Here is a 16,933-nt window from a genome sequence, read left to right as displayed (position 1 = left end):
TTCTAAAGATACTTTATATTGAACAAAGCTTTTGTATTTTTACTTTTTAAAATTTGTTCAATGAAAATTCATTTTATTGCTATTGGCGGAAGTGCAATGCACAACTTAGCCATTGCTTTACACCAAAAAGGATACCAAGTTTCTGGAAGTGATGATACGATTCACGATCCATCAAAATCTCGTTTAGAAAAATACGGATTATTACCCGCTGAATTTGGTTGGTTTCCAGAGAAAATATCATCAGAATTAGAGGTGATTATTTTAGGAATGCACGCAAAAAAAGACAACCCTGAGTTGTTGAAGGCTCAAGAATTAGGATTAAAAATTTATTCTTATCCTGAATTTTTATATGAACAATCAAAGGATAAAACAAGAGTAGTCATTGGAGGTTCTCACGGAAAAACGACCATTACTTCTATGATTTTGCACGTGTTAAATTATCACGATAAAAAAGTAGATTATATGGTGGGTGCCCAATTGGAAGGTTTTGAAACCATGGTGCATTTAACTCAAGAAAACGATTTTATTGTTTTAGAGGGCGATGAGTATTTGAGTTCACCTATTGATATGCGACCTAAATTTCATTTATACAAACCGAATATTGCGTTGTTGAGTGGAATTGCTTGGGATCATATCAACGTATTTCCAACTTTTGAGAATTATGTTGAGCAATTCAAAATTTTTACAGATTCTATGGTGAATGGAGGAAGTATGGTGTACAATGTAGAAGATGAAAATGTGAAAGAAGTAGTTGAATCTTCGGAAAATCATATTAAGAAGTATCCTTATGAAACGCCTAATTATTTTATAGAAAACGGAACTACTTACATAGAAACTGAAGAGGGAGATTTACCTTTAGAAATTTTTGGAAAACATAATCTTCAAAATTTGGCAGGTGCAAAATGGATTTGTCAGCATATGGGAATAGATGAAGACGACTTCTATGAAGCCATTGCTAGTTTTTCAGGAGCAAGCAAGCGTTTAGAAAAGATAGCTGAAAATACATCAACAGTTATTTTTAAAGACTTTGCACATAGTCCAAGTAAAGTTGCCGCCACTACAAAAGCAGTAAAAGAACAATACTCAGAAAGAACCGTTTTGGCATGTTTAGAGTTGCATACGTATTCTAGTTTAAATGCAGAATTTTTAGCAGAATACAAAGGAGCTTTAGATGCTGCTGATAAAGCAATTGTTTTTTATTCTCCGCATGCAGTTAAAATTAAACAATTAGAAGAAGTTACAGAAAAACAAATAGCCGATGCTTTTGAAAGAGAGGATTTGATTATTTATACCAATCCGCAAGAATTTAAAGAGTTTTTATTTACCCAAGATTTAAATAATACAGCTACTGTTTTAATGAGTTCTGGGAATTATGGGGGATTAGATTTTGAAGAATTAAGAAGTATTATTTTTTAAAAATTCTATCAATTACATATTGTCTGTTTTCTTTATTATAAAACATTTTTAAAAAAATTGATAATCTAGATTTATAAAGAAAGTATAACTCCCAATTTTTTTTATTTTTTGAATAAGCTTTAGTGTTTTCAATAAAAAACAATTGTTTTGATATAAATTTGTCTGATTCATTATTGCGTTCAAAAACTAGACTTTCTGGGTTGTTAAATAATCTACTTGTGCTTGCTATAAAAGAATTAAGTTGATTAAAATATTTTGAAACCTTTTTTAAAGCACTAATGGTAGATGCTTTTTTTGATAATAAAAATAAGTCATAACTTCCTCTAAGTGATATAGATTTCAAATAAACCCCATGATTATTAATTTGCTGATTAAAAGATGTCATTAAAATTTGATCTTTAAAAGATAAAACAGCAATTGAATTAATCTTTTTTATTTCTGATTTAATAGTTTTAAAATTGAAGTAGTCATCATAAGGTGCAAGAACCATTTTAAAATGAATTTCTAAAGCACCAATTCTTTTTTTATGTACAATTTTTGGATAGTGTCTGTTTACAAAAGTTGTATCTATTTGATTTTCGTCTTTAGAGTAGCCTTGAGATTCTAAAATAGTAATGGTATTTTTATAATTCTTATCAGAAACAAGAAAATCAATATCACCTACCATGCGTTCTGCAATATCTTCATATAACCCTTCTAATAAGTTTCCTGTTCCTTTTAAAAAAATAGGAGTAATATTATGATCTATTAGGATTTCATTAATTTCTTTGGCTTGTGCTATGATTTGTTCGTTTCTTTCTCGATTTAAATCTGTAATATGTTTCATGAACTCAACTAAATCTTTTGGGAGATAGTGAAGAAAATGGGCTCTTTTTAAATTACAATATAACGCAGGAAAAACGTAATGATTAGTGCTGACCTTAACAACAGGATCCCAATCGATATTTCCAGACTTTAATAAATTTTCAATTATTTTATAATTATGTGCTTCATAATTTATAGTTAAACATTTTCCAATAAAAAACAATGTTTCTTTATAGTTCATTGTCAAAAATTTGAGAAACTTTATCAATCATTTCTTCGTTATTAGAATAAGTGAGTTGATAACATGTTAAATGAGCAAACCAATCTAAAAAAATCTGAGCATTATTTTTGATAGGAGATAACCAAGAATCTGGAACAAGTTGTTGAAATGCGTCTATTTTAGAAATATTTTTACAAATTAGAGGTGAATCTTTTTTGTATTTTATAAAGATTAAATCTTTACAGGGTATATGGCTATTATAATTTTTGTTGTTAGGTTTTAGATAACGAACTATTTTGTTTAGACGTGTAAAATTATATTCTGCTGTGGTTTCTAACTCAGGATAAATAGGTAGCAAAGTATCCAAACTACTTTTTTTGATAGATATTGCGGCAGGAAAACTATAAACTTCTTTTTTATCAATATCTATTGGAACAAAATCATCAGCTAAACAAGTAAAACCATTAGCTTGTAAAAGTGCTAAAGAAGTACTTTTGCCATTGCCAGAATCACCTAAAAATAAAATAGATTTTTTATTATTACTTACAGCTGATGCATGAAAAACTCCCATCCAGTCTTTTTCTTCTTTTTGATGGATTTTCTGAATTAACTCCATCGAAAATTTTCCTTGAAAAAAATGAATTTCTTTACTATTCCAAGATCCAATAAATTCTTTATTGATATACAAGAAAATATAGTTGTTATTTATAAATACATCAAAGGAATGTTCGAAATTGGTAGGTTTGTCAATAACTAAATGAGCAAACTTGGGATGTACATAAGAGAGTTCTTTTTCACTTGAATAAGACATTTTAAAAATAACATCATTGATCTTGTAGTATTTTATATAGTCAAATTTTTCTGGTATTTTTATATCTTTAGCGTCACTAATGATTTCCAATTCCTGATTTACTTTTGTGGCATAAACTCTTTTTTCTAAGTCAAGAACAAAATCTATAGTTTTTTCTATCGGAACAGAAAGTTTTTTTGACAATGCCGCAGCAATTTTTTTTACAGAAATCCCTTTGCTAAGTCTTTTTAAAATATCAGCAGTTGTATTTTCTAAAACTAGATATTCATTAGTGTTTTCAAACCAGACTATAGTTTTATCTTCTATTGGTTTATATATAAAGTGCGTTTTGTTTATCATCTGTAATTAATTTTTTCTCCAAAAGAAAGGTGTAAACAAAATTAGAACCGTAAATAATTCTAAACGTCCAATTAACATTAAAAAAGAACAGAACCATTTTGCTGCACCTGTTAAATGATTAAAATTATCAACCGGACTAACTGAGCCTATAGCGGGACCAATATTACCTAGTGAAGATGCAGCAGCACCTAATGCAGATAAAAAATCAAGCCCAAATAATGTTAAAACTACAGAAGACATAATAAAAATAAGCATATAGATAATAAAGAAAGAAATAATATTAAAAACAATATTTTGATGTACTGCTTTTTTATCATATCTCACTGGAATAATTGCATTTGGATGTAGCGCTTTTTTAAATTCTAAAAAACTGTTTTTTAACATCACAATATGCCTTACCACTTTAACACCACCACTAGTAGATCCTGCAGAGCCTCCAGTAAAAAATAACGCAAAGAAAATACCTGTGGCAAAGAAGTTCCACATAGTAAAGTCTGCAGTTACAAAACCTGTTGTAGTTATTACAGAAGTTACCATAAATAATGCATGTCTAACCGCACTTTCTTCTTTTCCTAATACCATTGGGTGGTTAATAGAAGTCTGTAAGTTTGGGTCTTGAAAATGTACAATAATAATTGTAACTATTGCCGAAATACCAATAATTCCAAACAAATAATATTTGAATTCTTCGCTTTGAAAAACCTTCTGAATTTTTCCTTTTAAAGCAAAATAGGTCAATACAAAGTTTGTACCTGCAACCAACATAAAAAAGATAATAATATATTGTACAAGAGGAAGATTATTGTAAAAAGCTACACTACTATTTTTGGTAGAAAACCCCCCAGTACTCATAGTTGCCATAGCATGATTTATAGCATCGAACCAAGTCATTCCGGCAAATTTTAAAAAGAAAAATTGAGTTAAAGTTAAGGTTACATATATTAAATATAAACGTTTAGCAGTGTCTGTGATTCTTGGGTGTAATTTATCTGCCGAAGGCCCAGGGGCTTCGGCCATAAACAATTGCATTCCACCAATTCCTAATAATGGTAAAATTGCTATAGTTAAAACTATAATCCCCATTCCACCAATCCAATGTGTTGCGCTTCTCCAAAAGAGAATTCCTTTTGGCATAGCTTCTATATCAGTTAAAATGGATGATCCAGTGGTAGAATATCCTGAGATTGTTTCGAAAAAGGCATTGGTAATGGTTGGAATAGCACCTGATAATAAATAAGGCAACATTCCTGTTAATGATAATGTTAACCAACCTAATGTAACAATAAGATATCCTTCTTTTTTTTGAATATTAGTACTTTTAGGTTTGTTAAAAAAGAAAAGTAAAAAACCAATTGTAACAGTTACAATTCCTGCATTCAAAATTCCCCATTTCGCAGATTCTTCATTAAAGACACTAAAAGGAAATGCGATAAACATAAAGAGTCCGTTTAATATGGCAGTAATACCTAAAAATCGGAATATTATTTTAGTGTTTAAATTTCCCATTAAATTATTTGAATAGACTTTCTACAGTACTTATTGCTTCAGGTAAACAGAAAACAATTACTTTATCGTTAGCTTTAATTTGCATGTTTCCTGTAGCCATAATTGCTTCTTCATTTCTAATAATTCCTCCAAAAACCGCCTCTCTAGGAAAACGTAAATCTTTAATAGGATATTCTGTAACCTTTGCATTATCTCTCACTTCAAACTCAAAAACTTCTGCATCAATATTATGTAGATTAGCTAACGCTAAAATTTCTCCTTTTCTAATATGTCTAAAAATATTACTGGCCGCAATTAATTTTTTATTAATCAAAGATTGAATTCCAATAGTCTGAGAAATATCAATGTAATCCATATTTTCTACCAAAGCAACTGTTTTTTTTACTCCTTTAGATTTTGCAACTAAACAAGACATGATATTAGTTTCAGAATTTCCTGTCACTGCAATAAAGGCATCAGTTTCTCTAATGTTTTCTTCTTCTAAGAGCTCTAAATCTCTTCCATCCCCGTTAATTACTAGCGTATCATTTAACTGTTCTGCCAGTGTTTCTGCTTTTTCTCGGTTTTTTTCGATTAATTTTACTTTAAAATTATCTTTACAAAGATTTCTAGCAGTTTTTTCACCTATACTACTTCCGCCAAGAATCATCACATTCTTAATGTTAAATTGCTTTTTACCAATAATAGGGTAGAGATCTTTCATGCTATAATTAGGAACACAAAAATACACTTGATCTCCTAACTCATAAGTGGTGTCTCCTCTTGGAATAATAGTTTGAGAAACACCTTGTCTTTTAATGGCAATGGTAATAAAATCTACATTTGGAAACTTTTGTTTTGCTTCTTTAACGGTTAAATCTAAAATAGGTGATTTATATGTAAGAGGAGTTCCCATTACATTAAAAACACCACTTTCAAAAGCAACAGTATCATTAAACGAAGATTGGTTTAACAGCATTTTAATTTCATTAGCAGCCAATTCTTGGGGAGAAATCATAAAGTCTAACCCAAATTGAGTAAAGTCAACTTCACATTCATTCTCATTCAAAAATTCTGAGTTGTCAATTCTCGCAATTGTTTTCTTAGCGCCTAAAGATTTACCAATTACAGAAATAGTGAAATTTGTATTTTGACTATCTGTAACAGCAATTAACAAATCAGCAGAGTCTATACCGATTTCTTTTAAAAGTTTTATAGAAGTAGCATCTCCTTTTTTTGTAATTACATCTAAATGATTGTTGATGTATTCTAACTTTTCTCCATCAAAATCTATGATATAAGTGTCTTGAGACTCGTAAGAAAGAAGTTTAGCTAAGTGAAAACCAACATCTCCAGCACCAGCTATAATAATTTTCATGTGTTAAATATCGAAATAAGTTACAAAGATATAAAGAGTTTGGTTGCAAATACAAATAAAAGGTAGTTTTCCATAGTTAACAACTATAAAATAAAGATTTTCAGTTTTATAAAAAACTGATAAATATCTTTTTTTGATGGTTAATTAAATCCTAATTTTACTATCACAATTAACAAATAACATTTTTGTGAAAATATTTTTAAATTTAATGTTACAAAATACTTTTGTAATATTAGTAGTTTCTTTCTTTTTTATTTCTTGCAAGAAAACTCAAGAATATAAATATCAGGAGGTTGATAAAGGTGAAAATGTATTTCTTACCGGAAAAGCAATACCTGATAATCATTTTTTAGGTGATGCAAAGTGCAAAGAATGTCATGAAAAGGAATATCAAAATTGGAAAGGTTCTCATCATGATAAAGCGATGCAAATAGCCGATAGTTTATCGGTTTTGGGGAATTTTAACAATCAGGAATTTATCAGTCAAGGAGTAACTTCAAAGTTTTATAAAAAAGGTGGTGATTTTTATGTGAATACAGAAGGACCAGATGGTAAAAACCACAATTATAAAATTGTTTATGTTTTTGGGATTACCCCTTTGCAACAATATATAGTCAAGTTCCCTGACGGGCATTATCAATGTTTAAGAACCGCTTGGGATGTTGTAAAAAATAAATGGTTCGATCTGTATCCAAATTTTAAAGTAGTACACTCAGAATGGTTGCATTGGTCTAGAGGTGGTTTAAACTGGAACAATATGTGTGCAGATTGTCATTCAACTAATGTTCGTAAAAATTACAGAGAGAGTAGTCATAGTTATAATACACAATATTCAATTATCAACGTAAATTGTGAAGCATGTCATGGTCCAGGGAAAGATCATGTTATAAATGCAGAAAAAATGGGTAAAGATTACATTGCTCATGGAACTCTAAAAATGACAAAAAGCACAAAACCTAAAGAATTGGTTGATGAATGTGCACGATGCCATATGAGAAGAGAACAATATTCAGAGCATTTTAATTTTGAAGGAACTTTATTGGATCACTATTTTCCACAATTATTAGAAGAAAGGCTGTATCAAGCTGATGGGCAAATTTTAGATGAGGTTTATGTATATGGCTCATTTTTACAAAGTAAAATGTATCAAAACGATGTAACTTGTACAAATTGTCATAACGCACATTCTTTAAAACTAAAGTTTAATGGAAATAAACTGTGTGCTCAATGTCATGTTCAAGAAAAATATGATTCACCTAAACATCACTTTCATAGACCCAATACATCCTCTTCAAAATGTGTAAATTGTCATATGACTGGGAAATTTTATATGGGGAATGACTTTAGAAGAGATCATAGTTTTAGAGTACCAAGACCAGATTTAAGTCTAAAGTATGGAACTCCAAATGCTTGTTCTGAGTGTCATAAAGATAAAGATGATAAATGGGCTTGGAAAAGTTTTATAAAACTTTTTGGAGAAGTGGATTCAATTCATTTTTCAGAGAAATTAGCAGCTGGAATAACCAATCAAACCCATGGACACCAGGGTTTAATTGAATTGATGAAAGACAAACGTGAGCCAGAAATTGTGAGAGCATCAGCGACTAAAGTATTAGAAAATTACAATGCTCAAAATTTTGTGGAAGAATATATTAAAATGCTAAATGATGATTCTGCTTTGGTTAGGGGCGCAAGTATAGATGTGTTAAGTAGAATTAATAATACGGATTATACTTCTTATTTTTTACCGTTATTAGAAGATGCTAAAAGAAGTATTCGAATAAAAGCATTTTTTGGTTTGGCAACCTTAGATGAATCTCAGATTCCATTAATCTATCAAGAAAGTTATCAAAAAGTAAAAAATGAATTTTGGGCACATATAAATACCAATGCAGATTTTGTAGGTACAAGAATAAAAAGAGGAGATTTTTATATTAAAAAAAACAACTTACCTAAAGCTATAGAAAGTTATGAAGAAGCCTTAGATATAGATAATATTAACAACCAAGTTAGAATAAATTTAGCCAAATTATATTACAACAATAAACAATACGAACAGGCGGAAGAAGCCTATAAAATAGTGATAGAACAAGAACCAAAATTTGGGCCTGTTTACTATTCTTTAGGATTATTGTATGCAGAGTTAAATAGAGTAGAAGATGCCATATTTCAGTTGCAAAAAGCAATTACAATTATGCCAAAAAACATAAGAGTTTACTATAATTTAGCATTGTTATATGATAAAAAACAAGATTTTAAAAATGCCGAAAAAACCTTTTTTAAAGGTTTAAAAGTTGATGTTAATAATGAGAGTTTACTTTATGCTTTGGCTTATATTTATGCAAAATCTAACCAAAAAGTAAAAGCAAAAAATATTGTAAAACAACTTATCAGTTTATACCCAAACAACCAACAATACCAAAATTTCTTAAATCAATTGTAAGAATTTCCTTTTTTGTATTTTTATCAAAAACTGATATATGGAAAAGCGAACCATTAAATCTTGGGCTATAGATGACCGGCCAAGAGAAAAATTACTTGCTAAAGGAAAAAATTCACTTTCTAATGCCGAATTAATAGCCATTCTTATTAGTTCTGGAAACAGATGCGAAAGTGCTGTAGCACTATCTAAAAGAATTTTACAATCTGTTGGTAATAATATTAATGAATTGGCAAAACTATCCGTAGAACAATTAATAAGTTTTAAAGGAATTGGAGAAGCAAAGGCAATTGCAATAATTACTGCTTTAGAATTAAGTAAAAGACGTCTATTAGAAACGACTTTAGAAAAGCCCAAAATAACAAGCAGTAATAATGTTTTTAATTTGATGCAGCCTATTATCGGAGATTTACCTCACGAAGAATTTTGGGTGCTTTTTCTAAACAATTCAAATAAAGTTTTGGCTAAAAATCAGGTAAGTAAAGGCGGATTTACTGCTACCATTGTAGATGTTAGATTATTGTTTAAAAGAGCATTAGAGTTAGCTTCGGTTGGTATAATAGTTTGTCATAACCATCCCTCTGGTAAATTACAGCCTAGTAATGCTGATAAACAATTAACTAAAAAGATAAAAGAAGCAGGAATTACTTTAGATATAAAGCTGCTAGATCATTTAATAATTACCGAAAAATCGTATTTTAGCTTTGCAGATGAAAGGATTTTGTAAATCACCAAAATTCGTAATTCAAAATTCGTAATTCATTTAATGATATTAATCTACACACATAAGGTAACACCAAGAGTTCGTTATATTTTTAAGCATATTTTTACAAGAATCTTAATGATTCCTGTAGATTTTACTTCTAAAGTAGAAGAATTTGTTGCGCATAATGGACCAAAACTAACCTATACAAGAACACCTTTAAGTAACGAGTTTTTTGTAAAAAGTAACGATTTATTGTTCGAACAAGGTGTTAATGACATGGATATTGTGATTCAAAAATGGGATGAAGTTCCTTGTTTTTTTAAAACAGGACCCAAATCATCTATTCCGTATGATATTTTTGCTGCAAGTTTCTATTTAATTTCGAGATACGAAGAATATTTACCACATGTAAAAGATAAACACGGAAGATATACCGCAGAACAGAGTTTGGCATATAAATATAAATTTTTAGAGAAACCTGTAGTTGATATTTGGGCATTTAAATTATTAGAAGCCTTAAAAGAAAAATTTCCTGATTATGAATATAAAAATCGTTCTTTTAACTTTATTTCAACTATAGATATAGATAACGCATTTGCATACAAACACAAAAGTTTGGTGAGAAGTGTTGGTGGGTTTTTTAAAGACCTAGTTAATTTTAGGTTGATAAATGTATGGAATCGATTTGCAGTTACCTTTAATATTAAAAAAGACCCATTTGATACTTTTGGTAAAATCTTGAGTATAAAAAAAGAAAAAGATATTAAAACCATTTTCTTTTTTTTAATAGGTGATTATACCACTTTCGATACCAATGTTTCAGCATCTAAAACAAAATACCGGTTATTGATTAAAGAAATGGTAGATTATGCTAAAGTTGGTTTACACCCTTCTTATTTTACCTTGAATAATCCAGAATTATTAAAAAAAGAAAAAATTAGATTAGAGCATATTATAAATATGCCTGTTCAAAGATCAAGGCAACATTTTTTAAGATTTAGATTACCAGAGACCTATCAACATTTAATAGATTTAGAAGTAGAAGAAGATTATTCTATGGGGTATGCAAGTAATGTAGGTTTCAGAGCAAGCACCTGTACACCATTTTATTTTTATGATTTAGATTTTGAAATTCAAACTCCTTTAAAAGTATTTCCTTTTGCTCTAATGGATACTACTTTAAATGATTATATGAAATTAACACCTAAACAATCTTTAGGAAGAATAAGAGATTTAAAGAACGAAGTAAAGGCTGTTAATGGAACATTTATAACACTTTTTCATAACGAAAGTTTAAGTGATTATGACCGCTGGAAAGGATGGAAAAGATTATACGATTCAATGATTAAAATCAGTATGGTTTAAGATGATTAAATACATAAAAAAGAAAAATATTGATATTGAAAAGTATAATCTTTGTATAGAAAAGTCATTACAAATAAGGGTTTATGGGATGTCTTGGTATTTGGACATTGTTGCAGAAAACTGGGATGTCTTGGTTTTAAATGATTATGAAGCAGTAATGCCTCTTCCTTGGAAAAAAAAGTATACTATAAAATATATTACCCAACCTTATTTTTGTCAACAACTTGGTGTTTTTTCACAAAAAAAACTATCTAAATGTGAAGAAATTGATTTTGTAAAAAAAATTCCGTTCTATTTTTTTAAAACTACTTTATCGTTTAATGCTGGAAATTGCATTTTGAGTAATAGTGTAAAGTTGAATTATATTTTGGACTTATCTATGGATTACACAACACTAAAAAAGAATTTTTCAAAAGGTAGGAAACATGCAATCCAAAAAGGGGCGCAAAATAATTTAGAAATAAAAACTATAGAGATAAATGAAATTATAAAATTACAAAAGAGTAATTATTTATATTTTTTTCCTGAAAGTAAATTAGAAAAGTTATTCGAATGTGTAAGAAAAAAAAATATTGGAGAAGTTTTAGGGGTTTTTAAAGGAAACACTTTTTTAGGGGGAGGTTTTTTTATAAGATACAAAAACAGAATTATTTATTTGTTTTCAGCTTTTGATGATTTAGGAAGGAAATTACAAGCTTCAAGTTTTTTATTATCAAAAATTATTGAGAAAGAATCTGGACAAAATTTAATTTTAGATTTTGAAGGGGGCAATATGACTAATATTGGTAAGTTTTATAGAAGTTTTGGAGCCAAAGTAGAAAAATATCCTACAATTAACATTTATAGTATTGGTTTATTGTTTAACAAACTTTAAGTTCGTTTTATATAATTTCCAAAAGCAGATCAAAGATAATACTCCAGTAAACCACATTAAAATTGCAGTTGTTATTGCTGCTCCTTTTATTCCGTATTTGGGTATCAGGTAATAGTTAGCTACTATGTTTAGTACTAAAGCAATACTAGCAATGTAATAGTTAATATGAGCTTTTCCTATTGATGACAATAAGTTTCCAAACAAACCTCTTAAAATATAAATACCAACAATTCCTATCATTAAAATTAAGAATGTGTCTTTAAACTCGATAAACTCTTTATCAAGAATAGCTAGAATTGAATCACAAAAAATGAAACTAATAAATAACATTATTGTGCTAATCCCCAAGAAAAATAATGTGTAGCTTTTGATATAATTTACAACATACTTTTTATTATGGATTTTCTCTGTGAAAGAAACAAAATCTGTAGCCATAAAAACTCTTGGTAAAAAGAGTAAACTAAATGGAATTAAAGATATATATCTATAATTAGTAATCATTTCTGTGTCCTCCATTAAATAACCTATTAAGAGAATATCAATTACAAAAAGAAGTTGAGTGACAACATTAGACAAACTAGCAAAAAAACCATATCTCCAAAAAGAGACATTTATAATTGGAAGCTTTATTTTATGAGAAAAATCTATTTTTAGTTTATTAAAAAACAAAATAGATGTTAGTAAAGGTGTAATTAACAACGCTATAGCATAACCTATTTCTTTAAAGAAATAACTCAAAGTAAAAACACTTATTAACAGTATAATACTGTGTGCAAACTCGGTATAGGCAAAAGATTTGTTGTTGTATTGAATTCTTAGTTGAGCTCTAAGAATCTCAAAAATAAAACTAGGAATAATAATAAATGACAAAATGATTAGATAAAAATAAGTGTCTTCAAATTTGAAATCAATGAAAAAGCAAGTAAAAATTACTAAGCCAATAATAGTGATAGAAGCTAAAATACCTTTATAAAAAACATAGATAAATAAACTGTTTTTATCTTTTTCTGATTTTAATAAAGCTCCATATCTTATTAGGCTTTGATGCAAACCAAAACCTGCAATTGGGAGTAAAAAAATAATTATATTATAAGCAAAAAGAACAACACCTAATTCATTGTTAGGTATTAGTTTTAGGGCAACCCAAGAAGCTATAAAAGAAAACAATCTAGCAAGAATTGTAGCACCGAAAACATAATTTCCAGACCTACTTATAAAACCTAATATGTAATCTTTAATTAGTTTCATTTAATCTTGTAAAGATTTAAAATAAAGATCAGAAAAATTTAAGGCTATAGTTTCTTTACTAAACATAGATTTTACATAATCATGCATTCTTTCTTTGTTCGCAAAAGAATATTTTTTTTCATAACAATTGATAATTTCTTGTTCCAATTTTTTTTGATGATTAACTTCTATTAGCTTTCCAAAATCATCAGGGAAATATTCACTAATACCACCCACGTTGGTAGAAATAACAGGGATGCCACAAGAAAATGCTTCAAGAATTACACATGGTAAATTTTCGTAATTACTGAATAAAACAAATAAATCACTATTAGCTAATTCTTTTGCAATTTCTTGATGAGGTATTTGATCCAATAAAAAAAAATTACTATTATCAATTCCTAATTTAGAAATTTCATTATAATATTTACTCGAATTTTCTCCTATTAATTTAAACTGAAAATTATCAATTTTTTTTTCAATTTTAGATATAACATCTAAAATTCCGATAATATTTTTATGTTCATTTCTCATATTAGAAATATGAGTTATTGTAAAAATATTATTTTTCTTTTTAATAGGGATAAATAAACTAGTATCTACTACATTTGGTACTTTCTTATAGTTGCTTTTTAAACCAAAAATACGCATTGATTTTGCTAAGTTATCAGAAACTGGACAAACAAAAGACGCATTTTGGCTAATGATTTTTGATATCAGTTTTTGAAAAAATGGTATATTTTTCGATTGAGGTTTATGATAACCTGTCCAGTGTTCAGAAACAAGAAAAGGTGTTTTTTTTACCCATTTTAAATAAAGACTAAAGATGCCAAATGGGTATATTTCATTTAAATGAACAACATCAAGTGTGCCCACCTTTTTAATCAAAAAATGAAAAGCTTTACAAAACAATAAAAATTTTAAAATATAATTTTTAGTCGATTTCACATATGCAATATGTGTATTTACATTATTTATTTTATCAAAAGTATATTCAATTTTAGATTGTAATGTATCATCAGTAATAATATGTATAACAGAAACATTATGCTTTAGAGAAACAGCTTCTGCATGTCTTTGTACAAAATCACCATTGTAAGGCAAAATCCTAGAAGGATACCATCCACATAAAAATAAAACAGATAATTTTTGATTCAAAAAAGTAAAATTTAGCTAACGCAAATATAATAACTAAAAACAGGAGTTTTAATGTTTAAATTTTTACTTTTAACCTTATGAAAATAGAACACATCTTTTTTGATTTAGACCATACTTTGTGGGATTTTGAGAAAAACTCAGATTTAACATTTCAGAAAATATTTAGTATTAACAGTTTAGATATAAATTTAGAAGCTTTTCTAAATGTATATAAACCTTTAAATTTTGAATATTGGAAACTATATAGAGAAGAAAAAGTAACCAAAAAACAGTTGAGATATGGTAGGTTAAAAGATACTTTTGATAAAATTAGTTTTCATGTTAATGATGAAGTAATTAACAAATTGTCTGATGATTATATTACATATCTTGCAAGTTATAATCACTTATTTGAAGGAGCTTTAGAACTTTTAGATTATTTAAAGCAGAAGTACAAGCTTCATATTATTACGAACGGTTTCGAAGAAATTCAGAATAAAAAAATGATACATTCTAATATTTATCATTATTTTGATAAAATAATAACTTCAGAGTCTGTGGGAGTTAAAAAGCCTCATTCTAAAGTTTTTAACTATGCTTTAGATTTAGCAAAAGCCAAAAAAGAAAACTCAGTAATGATTGGGGATAATTTAGAAGCTGATATAGAAGGAGCACTAAATGTTGGTTTACAAGCAATTCATTGTAATTTTGACAACAAGCTATCAAATAATAACAAAACGATTACAGTAGCTTCTCTTTTAGAAATAAAACAATATCTTTAACTCATTTTACGTTTTTAAGTTAAACTTACATTTAAATGGCTATCCCTAAGAAAATAGTACTGATTTTATTAGTTGTATTGGTTTCTTGTGCAGAAAACTTAGATTTTAATCAAATAGAAGATTATTCTACAAAACCTTCATATTCTTTTTCAATTGCTTTTACTGATATAAATGCAAGTAATTTTGTGCCCCCACCAGGAGCACCAGTAACTACTGAAGTAACTCAAATATCTGATTTTAGAATTTTTGAAAATCCTATTGTTCAAAAGAACTTGGTCAAAGTCGATTATAAATTTGAAATTAATAATACCTTTAATAGAAGCTTTACAATAGAAACTTCATTGTTAGACAAGGATGATGTTTTAATTTATAGACTTCAAGATTTAAAAATTGAAGCTAACAAATTGAATACACCTCCAACAGAGTCTATTGATGTTAAATCTAATTCTGCAATAAAAAATGTTGTAAAGGTTAAGGTAACTATTAAATTAGATGATATTACAACACCTATAGATGCCAATGAATCTGGGGTATTTGAATTTAAGTCTGGTTCTACTATTTATTTAGAAACATCAATATAAATGAAAAAAATTTTCCCCCTATTTTTCGTTATTTTAACTAATGCTTTTTTTGCTCAGAATAAACAAATATTGTATGATTTTGCAGAACTTCCTCAAACTCTATTATTAAATCCGGGAGCAGAAACTAATTATAAATACCATATTGGAGTTCCGTTATTATCTGGTTTTTCAGCAGAATTAGGTTCTACAGGTTTTGTTTTAAGAGATTTTTTTGATAATAATACTGTTCCTTTTAATGACAAAGTTTCTGCAGTATTAAATAAACTCTCAGTAACTGATCATTTAAAGTTTAATACACAAATAGAAATAATTAATATTGGATACAGATATCGAGAAAAAATTTATTTCAGTTTTGGATTTTACGAAGAAATTGATGCGATTGGCTATTATCCAAAAGATATAATTACGTTAGCAACAGAGGGTAATTCTCCTTACATCAACAGAAGTTTTAATATCTCTCAGATAAATTATAATATAGATGCTATTGGAGTTTTACACTTTGGTTTTTCAAAAAGAGTAAATGAAAATTTAACTCTTGGAGGTCGGTTTAAGCTTTACTCTTCTGCCTTGAATATGCAATCTAAAAATAACTCAGGTACTTTTACAACAGTTTTAGGAAAAAATAATATATATACTCATTATTTAGATAATTTAAATGTTGATTTTAAAACTTCTGGGCTAGTTGAAGATAATGAGATAATTAAAGAAGCTTCTTCTTATTTAAGTAATACTTTTTTTGGCAGTAATTTAGGCATCGGGTTAGATTTTGGAATAACTCATAAAATTAATAAGCAATTAGAGTTTTCTGCAAGTATTATAGATTTTGGTTTTATTAGACATAAAAAGAATATTAAAAATACTACTGCTAAAGGGAGTTATACTTTCGAAGGATTAAATTTTGAATTTAATGCCAGCAATCCAAACTATTGGAATGAATTAGATACTGATTTTAGAGAAAAAGTGTCTTTTGGAGATAACAATAATTCTTATATTACTTGGAGACCTACTAAATTTAATGCTTCTTTAAAATATAGTTTTGGTAGAGTTAGAAGTAAATATTGTTACGATAGTACTTTTAAAAATTTTTATAGAAATGCAGTTGGGGCGCAGTTATATTCTGTTTTTAGACCTTTAGGTCCTCAGCTTGCTCTTACAGGTTTTTACCAATCTGCTATATCAGATAAGTTTCAAGTTAAAGTTACCTATACTTTAGATCAATATTCTTTTTATAATTTAGGATTAGGATTATCAACTCAGATTGGAAAAATTAATTTTTATGGAATGATAGATAATTTAACTCAAATTAACGATATTGCATCAGCCAACGGTTTGTCTTTACAATTTGGATTTAACTTAATTTTTAATTAA

At 28.1% G+C, this 16,933-nt stretch carries 14 protein-coding genes; 8 read left to right on the top strand and 6 right to left on the bottom strand.

Annotated features, from left to right (window positions below; all coding sequences use genetic code 11):
• Positions 1-60: 60 nt before the first annotated feature.
• A complete protein-coding gene (locus DIS07_RS01575) occupies positions 61-1,416 on the top strand; it encodes a UDP-N-acetylmuramate--L-alanine ligase (protein ID WP_109403459.1) in 1,356 nt (451 codons plus the stop codon).
• Here DIS07_RS01575 and DIS07_RS01570 read toward each other — a convergent pair.
• The 4 genes from DIS07_RS01570 to trkA are packed head-to-tail and all read right to left on the bottom strand — an operon-like array spanning position 1,406 to position 6,453.
• Entirely contained in the window at positions 1,406-2,461 is a 1,056-nt protein-coding gene (locus DIS07_RS01570) for a nucleotidyltransferase family protein (RefSeq protein ID WP_109403458.1), read from the bottom strand. The two genes, DIS07_RS01575 and DIS07_RS01570, sit on opposite strands and share 11 nt — an antisense overlap.
• The gene (locus tag DIS07_RS01565; RefSeq protein ID WP_109403457.1) at positions 2,451-3,590 is read right to left on the bottom strand and encodes a phosphoenolpyruvate carboxykinase (ATP); all 1,140 of its coding nucleotides are present in this window, start codon (positions 3,588-3,590) and stop codon (positions 2,451-2,453) included. Before DIS07_RS01565 ends, DIS07_RS01570 begins: the two co-directional genes overlap by 11 nt.
• A gap of 6 nt (positions 3,591-3,596) precedes the next feature.
• On the bottom strand, positions 3,597-5,096 hold the full coding sequence (locus tag DIS07_RS01560; RefSeq protein WP_109403456.1) for a TrkH family potassium uptake protein: 1,500 nt from the start codon (positions 5,094-5,096) through the stop codon (positions 3,597-3,599).
• 4 nt (positions 5,097-5,100) lie between these two features.
• The gene (trkA, locus tag DIS07_RS01555; RefSeq protein ID WP_109403455.1) at positions 5,101-6,453 is read right to left on the bottom strand and encodes a Trk system potassium transporter TrkA; all 1,353 of its coding nucleotides are present in this window, start codon (positions 6,451-6,453) and stop codon (positions 5,101-5,103) included.
• A gap of 187 nt (positions 6,454-6,640) precedes the next feature.
• Here trkA and DIS07_RS01550 point away from each other — a divergent pair, with 187 nt between their 5' ends.
• From DIS07_RS01550 to DIS07_RS01535, 4 genes are read left to right on the top strand one after another with little or no spacing between them, the layout of a single operon-like run.
• Positions 6,641-8,896, top strand: a complete 2,256-nt coding sequence (locus tag DIS07_RS01550) for a tetratricopeptide repeat protein (protein WP_235869070.1) — start codon at positions 6,641-6,643, stop codon at positions 8,894-8,896.
• Positions 8,897-8,933: 37 nt separating this feature from the next.
• Positions 8,934-9,620 carry a RadC family protein gene (gene radC / locus DIS07_RS01545; protein WP_109403453.1) on the top strand — a complete coding sequence of 229 codons (687 nt, stop codon included), beginning with the start codon at positions 8,934-8,936 and terminating at the stop codon, positions 9,618-9,620.
• Between the two features lie 39 nt (positions 9,621-9,659).
• The gene (locus DIS07_RS01540) at positions 9,660-10,964 is read left to right on the top strand and encodes a polysaccharide deacetylase family protein (protein ID WP_109403452.1); all 1,305 of its coding nucleotides are present in this window, start codon (positions 9,660-9,662) and stop codon (positions 10,962-10,964) included.
• A gap of 1 nt (position 10,965) precedes the next feature.
• Positions 10,966-11,838: a hypothetical protein gene (locus tag DIS07_RS01535; protein ID WP_146190695.1), complete on the top strand. Its 873-nt coding sequence runs from the start codon at positions 10,966-10,968 to the stop codon at positions 11,836-11,838.
• Here DIS07_RS01535 and DIS07_RS01530 read toward each other — a convergent pair.
• Positions 11,818-13,086 (bottom strand): MATE family efflux transporter, encoded by a 1,269-nt coding sequence (locus tag DIS07_RS01530; RefSeq protein WP_109403450.1) that lies wholly within the window; start codon positions 13,084-13,086, stop codon positions 11,818-11,820. The two genes, DIS07_RS01535 and DIS07_RS01530, sit on opposite strands and share 21 nt — an antisense overlap.
• Positions 13,087-14,223, bottom strand: coding sequence for a glycosyltransferase family 4 protein (locus DIS07_RS01525; protein ID WP_109403449.1), 1,137 nt, complete (start codon positions 14,221-14,223; stop codon positions 13,087-13,089).
• A 77-nt stretch (positions 14,224-14,300) separates the two neighbouring features.
• Between DIS07_RS01525 and DIS07_RS01520 the strand changes: the two genes are divergently transcribed.
• From DIS07_RS01520 to DIS07_RS01510, 3 genes are read left to right on the top strand one after another with little or no spacing between them, the layout of a single operon-like run.
• Positions 14,301-14,984 (top strand): YjjG family noncanonical pyrimidine nucleotidase, encoded by a 684-nt coding sequence (locus DIS07_RS01520; protein ID WP_109403448.1) that lies wholly within the window; start codon positions 14,301-14,303, stop codon positions 14,982-14,984.
• Between the two features lie 35 nt (positions 14,985-15,019).
• Entirely contained in the window at positions 15,020-15,565 is a 546-nt protein-coding gene (locus DIS07_RS01515) for a hypothetical protein (RefSeq protein ID WP_109403447.1), read from the top strand.
• Positions 15,566-16,933: a DUF5723 family protein gene (locus DIS07_RS01510; RefSeq protein WP_109403446.1), complete on the top strand. Its 1,368-nt coding sequence runs from the start codon at positions 15,566-15,568 to the stop codon at positions 16,931-16,933.

The sequence above is a fragment of the Polaribacter aquimarinus genome, assembly GCF_003129485.1.
Lineage (GTDB): Bacteria > Bacteroidota > Bacteroidia > Flavobacteriales > Flavobacteriaceae > Polaribacter > Polaribacter aquimarinus.
Note: the sequence above shows the minus strand (reverse complement) of the source record. Positions and strands in the feature narration are given on the sequence as shown.

Excerpts from the sequence above, each read along its gene's own strand:
- DIS07_RS01575 (WP_109403459.1), top strand. The coding sequence starts at position 61 with ATGAAAATTCATTTTATTGCTATTGGCGGAAGTGCAATGCACAACTTA.
- DIS07_RS01570 (WP_109403458.1), bottom strand. The coding sequence starts at position 2,461 with ATGAACTATAAAGAAACATTGTTTTTTATTGGAAAATGTTTAACTATA.
- DIS07_RS01565 (WP_109403457.1), bottom strand. The coding sequence starts at position 3,590 with ATGATAAACAAAACGCACTTTATATATAAACCAATAGAAGATAAAACT.
- DIS07_RS01560 (WP_109403456.1), bottom strand. The coding sequence starts at position 5,096 with ATGGGAAATTTAAACACTAAAATAATATTCCGATTTTTAGGTATTACT.
- trkA (WP_109403455.1), bottom strand. The coding sequence starts at position 6,453 with ATGAAAATTATTATAGCTGGTGCTGGAGATGTTGGTTTTCACTTAGCT.
- radC (WP_109403453.1), top strand. The coding sequence starts at position 8,934 with ATGGAAAAGCGAACCATTAAATCTTGGGCTATAGATGACCGGCCAAGA.
- DIS07_RS01540 (WP_109403452.1), top strand. The coding sequence starts at position 9,660 with ATGATATTAATCTACACACATAAGGTAACACCAAGAGTTCGTTATATT.
- DIS07_RS01535 (WP_146190695.1), top strand. The coding sequence starts at position 10,966 with ATGATTAAATACATAAAAAAGAAAAATATTGATATTGAAAAGTATAAT.
- DIS07_RS01530 (WP_109403450.1), bottom strand. The coding sequence starts at position 13,086 with ATGAAACTAATTAAAGATTACATATTAGGTTTTATAAGTAGGTCTGGA.
- DIS07_RS01520 (WP_109403448.1), top strand. The coding sequence starts at position 14,301 with ATGAAAATAGAACACATCTTTTTTGATTTAGACCATACTTTGTGGGAT.
- DIS07_RS01515 (WP_109403447.1), top strand. The coding sequence starts at position 15,020 with ATGGCTATCCCTAAGAAAATAGTACTGATTTTATTAGTTGTATTGGTT.
- DIS07_RS01510 (WP_109403446.1), top strand. The coding sequence starts at position 15,566 with ATGAAAAAAATTTTCCCCCTATTTTTCGTTATTTTAACTAATGCTTTT.